This is a genomic window from Klebsiella sp. MS 92-3, from assembly GCF_000195655.1.
Lineage (GTDB): Bacteria > Pseudomonadota > Gammaproteobacteria > Enterobacterales > Enterobacteriaceae > Klebsiella > Klebsiella pneumoniae.
On record NZ_GL882839.1, the window covers coordinates 41,517 to 45,564 of the forward strand.

The window sequence follows — 4,048 nt, forward strand, 5'->3', positions numbered from 1 at the left end:
CAAGCGCAGCGCCGCCCGGCAATGGGCACAAGAGATGAACGGATCCGTCCGGCAGTCACCGGCAATGGGCATTCCGCGCCTCTCCCGCTTCGATGCCCGGTGGCGGCTACGCCTTACCGGGCCTACATTCTCCCTGCGCGCTGATGTAGGCCGGACAAGCGCAGCGCCGCCCGGCAACAGGCACAAGAGATGAACGGAACCGTCCGGCAGTCACCGGCAATGGACATCCAGCGCCGTTCCCGCTTCAATGCCCGGTGGCGGCTACGCCTTACCGGGCCTACATTCTCCCTGCGCGCTCATGTAGGCCGGGCAAGCGCAGCGCCGCCCGGTATCAGGTATAAGGGCTGGAGGGATCCGTCCGCCAGACGCCTGCGCCGCGGGTCAGGCTTTGCTCTCCTGCAGCAGCTGCTGGATCACCTGCTCCTGGCGGGCATAATCCCCTTCGCCGAAGGCGGTATAGCGCAGCTGTCCGCGAGCGTCGAAAATGTAATGCGCCGGCCAGTACTGATTGCCGAAGGCGTTCCAGATGGCGTACTCATTATCCGCCACCACCGGGTAGGTTATCCGCCAGTCCTTCACCGCCTGGCGCAGCAGGGGCAACGAACGCTCCCAGGGATATTCCGGGGTATGAACGCCAATCACCACAAGGCCTGCCGCGCGGTATTTGTTCGCCCAGTCGCGCACGTAAGGCAGGGTATGCTGACAGTTGATACACTCCCGGGTCCAGAAATCCACCAGCACCACTTTGCCCTTCAGACGCTCCGGAGTTAACGCCGGGCTGTTGATCCATGCGCTGCCCCCCGCCAGAGAGGGCATCGCGCTGCTGGGCTGCGGCGCGGCGATCGGCTGGAGGCTGGTCTTTTGCTCCGGCTGCGGCAGACGGGCTGCCAGCCGCTGCTCCAGCGCCTGGCTCAGTCCACCAGCGCTCTGCAGATAGCGATCGCCGCCGCTGGCGATCAGCGCCACCGAGGCCAGCATCGCCCCCCCTGCCAACCGGCGCAGCCGTTCGCCGAACGCCTGTCCGCGACGCAATCTGGCGATCAACGCCGCCCCGCACCACCCCAGCAGGAATAACATCAGCGCCCCGCCGCTGCCGTAAGCCAGCAGCAAGCCGCCGGTAGTCGCCTGCCCCGGATGCACAAAGCCCAGGCTAAGTATCGCCCCCAATACCGGCCCGGCGCACGGCGCCCACAGCAGGCCCACCGCCAGCCCGGCCAGCAGAGAACCGATCCAGCCGCGCTGGCGTGAACTGGCATCGTTAAGCTGATTCCCCAACGCTACCAGGGGTGAGGTCAGCCGTTGCGCGACGCGTTGCGAAAGCAGACTCAGCCCGACCAGGGCGAAGAACGCCAGCGCCAGACCGCGGCCTGCGAGGGTCAGATTCACCACCCAGCCGCTGGCGACCGTCACCAGCCAGGAGACAGCGCCGAACATCAGCGCCATTCCTGCCAGCATGATCGCCAGCTGCCCCCGGCGGCCCCGGACGCTGGCGAACAGCAGCGGGATCACCGGCAGCGTACAGGGGCTCAGCAGGGTTAACATTCCGCCCAAAAATGCAATTAATATCGACATCGCCTTCTCCTCATTATGCCGTCGCTGCCGAGAGTGGCAGCCACGACATTACAGCAAGGCCATGTAAGGCGAATGTGTCGGGAAAGGGGGAGAATTGTCGGCTTAGTTATCCGTCTTCCCCGGAGATACAGCAGGATACAATCCCGCCGCGGCAAGGCGAACGCTGGCGTCCAGGCCGCCCTGCGGGCGGTTGGCCAGGCGCAGCGCGCCGTCCATCTGGCTGACCAGCTGCGCGGCGATCGCCAGCCCCAGGCCGGTGCCGCCGGTATCGCGATTGCGCGAGTCCTCCAGGCGATAAAACGGCTGCAGCACCGCCTGCAGCGAGGCCTCGGGGATCCCCGGCCCCTCATCCAGCACATGAAGGGTGATATCCCCCACGGCGTCACGGGTCAGGGTTACCGTGGCCGTCGTACCGAATTTCAAGGCGTTATCGATAAGATTGGCCATCACCCGGCGCAGAGCCTGCGGCGGGACCCACACCACCCCGGCGGTCTCTTCGGGACAAAACTGGACCGGCCGGCCGACATCGGCATAATCGCAGACGATGGTGTCGAGAAACGCATCGAGATTCAGCCGCTGTCGCGCCTCCTCCAGCGGCTGCGAGGTGCGGGCGAAGGCGATGCCCTCCCGCACCAGACGGGTCATATTGTCGAGATCCTGCAGTAGCTTATCGCGCAGTTCCGGCTGGTCGGCCATCTCCACCCGCAGCTTCATTCGGGTTATCGGGGTTTGCAGATCGTGGGAGATGGCGGCAAGGATCCGCGCTCGCTCCTGCAGATGATCGTGGATGCGCGCCTGCATCGCGTTAAACGCGCGGGCGGCGCGACGCACCTCCTCCGGCCCCTGCTCGGCCATAGTTCCCGCCGTGTCGCTGGCCGGCTCCAGGGCATTTACCGCGTGGGTAAAGCGGGAGATGGGCAGCAATACCTGGCGAACCGCGTACCAGGCGCAGGCCAGCAGGAGGACAAACTGAGCGATCAGCACCACCGGCAGCCAGCGGGCGATGGCCGGTAGTTTCGGCCACAGGTCGAGGGTCAACGGCGCGCCGTCGTGAAGGGTAATATGGGCCTGAATATGCTGCCGCGGGCCGGGGATCGCCACAATACTTACCGGATACTGCGCGCTCAGCGCCTCCTGCAGGGAGCGCGCTGCGTCCCGGGCGCGCCAGCTGTCCGGGTAATCGCCGCGCTCCCCGGCGTCCAGCAGATAGCGATAATTGCCGCGCGCCAGCTTCGGCAGCCATTGTGGGCGCTCAGCGGCCGGCAGGCGGTCAAGGATCGCCACGCTGGTGGCGACATCGGAAGCCAGATTGCCCAGCATCACGCTGCGAGCGCTGCTCATACGCTCATAAAACAGCAGCGACAGGGTTAAGGTATTCGCCAGCAGCAGCGCCAGAAACAGCAGCGCCATCAGCCTCGACTGCAGCGAGGCGGGCCAGAACCTCATTCATGCCTCTCGCGAATGGAGACCGGTACCGACAGCACATAGCCTTCGCTGCGCACCGTTTTAATGTAGGCCGGCTCGCGAGCATCCTCCCGTAGCCGCTGGCGCAGTCGGCTCACCAGCAGGTCAATTGACCGCTCAAACAGTTCCGCGTCGCGTCCCTGGGTCAGATTGAGCAGCTGATCGCGGTTCAGCACCCGCTGGGGATGGTCGAGAAACACCCGCAGCAGCCGATACTCCGCCCCGCTGAGGGCGACGATGGCGCCGCTGTCGTCCAGTAGATGACGGGCGGCGGTATCGAGCAGCCAGTCGCCAAAGGCGATCAGCCTGCCCGCCTCGGTGATCTGCAGGTTCGGCGGCAGCGCCCGGGTGCGGCGTAAAATAGCTTTGATGCGCGCCAGCAGTTCGCGAGCCACAAAGGGCTTAATCAGATAATCGTCAGCCCCCATTTCCAGGCCGAGGATCCGGTCGCTGTCATCAGTGCGGGCGGTGAGCATCAGCACCGGGATATCCTGCTGCGGGTTAGCGCGCAGCTGGCGACAGAGCGTTAAGCCATCCTCTCCCGGCATCATAATATCCAGCACAATCAGGTCAATTTGATGGTTTTTGAGTACCGACCACATGGCTTTGCCGTTCGCCGCGCCGCTGGCGCGATATCCCGATTTTTCCAGATAGTCGACAATCAGTTCCCGGATGTCGCGGTCGTCGTCGACGACCAGGATGTGGTCAATACGCTCCAAAGGCTGCTCCTGGGGCAAAATAAACTCTTCACAAGCATAAGCCGTGTTGCCGGAAGCGCAACGTCGCGCCGCCGGCAAGGCGCGGGGTACAAACGATCGGCGTCCACCACCGCCTGCACAAACGCCGTCGGATCCTCCTGCGGCGGGTTATGGCCCACCGCTCCCGGCAGATCCCGGTGCTCATATTTACCGGTAAATTTGGCACGGTAGCTGGCGGGAGCCGGATGCGGCGCGCCGTTATTCGCCCCTTCCAGGGTGATGGTGGGCACGGTTATCGGCGGTAGCGCCGCCAG

General features: G+C 64.7%; 3 protein-coding genes and 1 pseudogene. All 4 read right to left on the minus strand.

Annotation, left to right across the window (positions count from 1 at the left end; all coding sequences use genetic code 11):
* Positions 1-381 precede the first annotated feature (381 nt).
* Positions 382-1,572 carry a cytochrome c biogenesis protein/redoxin gene (locus HMPREF9538_RS07170; RefSeq protein WP_004184155.1) on the minus strand — a complete coding sequence of 397 codons (1,191 nt, stop codon included), beginning with the start codon at positions 1,570-1,572 and terminating at the stop codon, positions 382-384.
* 102 nt (positions 1,573-1,674) lie between these two features.
* Complete coding sequence (locus HMPREF9538_RS07165; protein WP_009485832.1) at positions 1,675-3,018, minus strand: ATP-binding protein; 1,344 nt, start codon at positions 3,016-3,018, stop codon at positions 1,675-1,677.
* A complete protein-coding gene (locus tag HMPREF9538_RS07160; protein ID WP_004180014.1) occupies positions 3,015-3,755 on the minus strand; it encodes a response regulator in 741 nt (246 codons plus the stop codon). The genes HMPREF9538_RS07165 and HMPREF9538_RS07160 overlap by 4 nt, the downstream gene beginning before the upstream one ends.
* Before the next feature lie 89 nt (positions 3,756-3,844).
* Positions 3,845-4,048, minus strand: a pseudogene (locus HMPREF9538_RS31765) (alpha/beta fold hydrolase); the annotation flags it as partial.

Excerpts from the sequence above, each read along its gene's own strand:
- HMPREF9538_RS07170 (WP_004184155.1), bottom strand. The coding sequence starts at position 1,572 with ATGTCGATATTAATTGCATTTTTGGGCGGAATGTTAACCCTGCTGAGC.
- HMPREF9538_RS07165 (WP_009485832.1), bottom strand. The coding sequence starts at position 3,018 with ATGAGGTTCTGGCCCGCCTCGCTGCAGTCGAGGCTGATGGCGCTGCTG.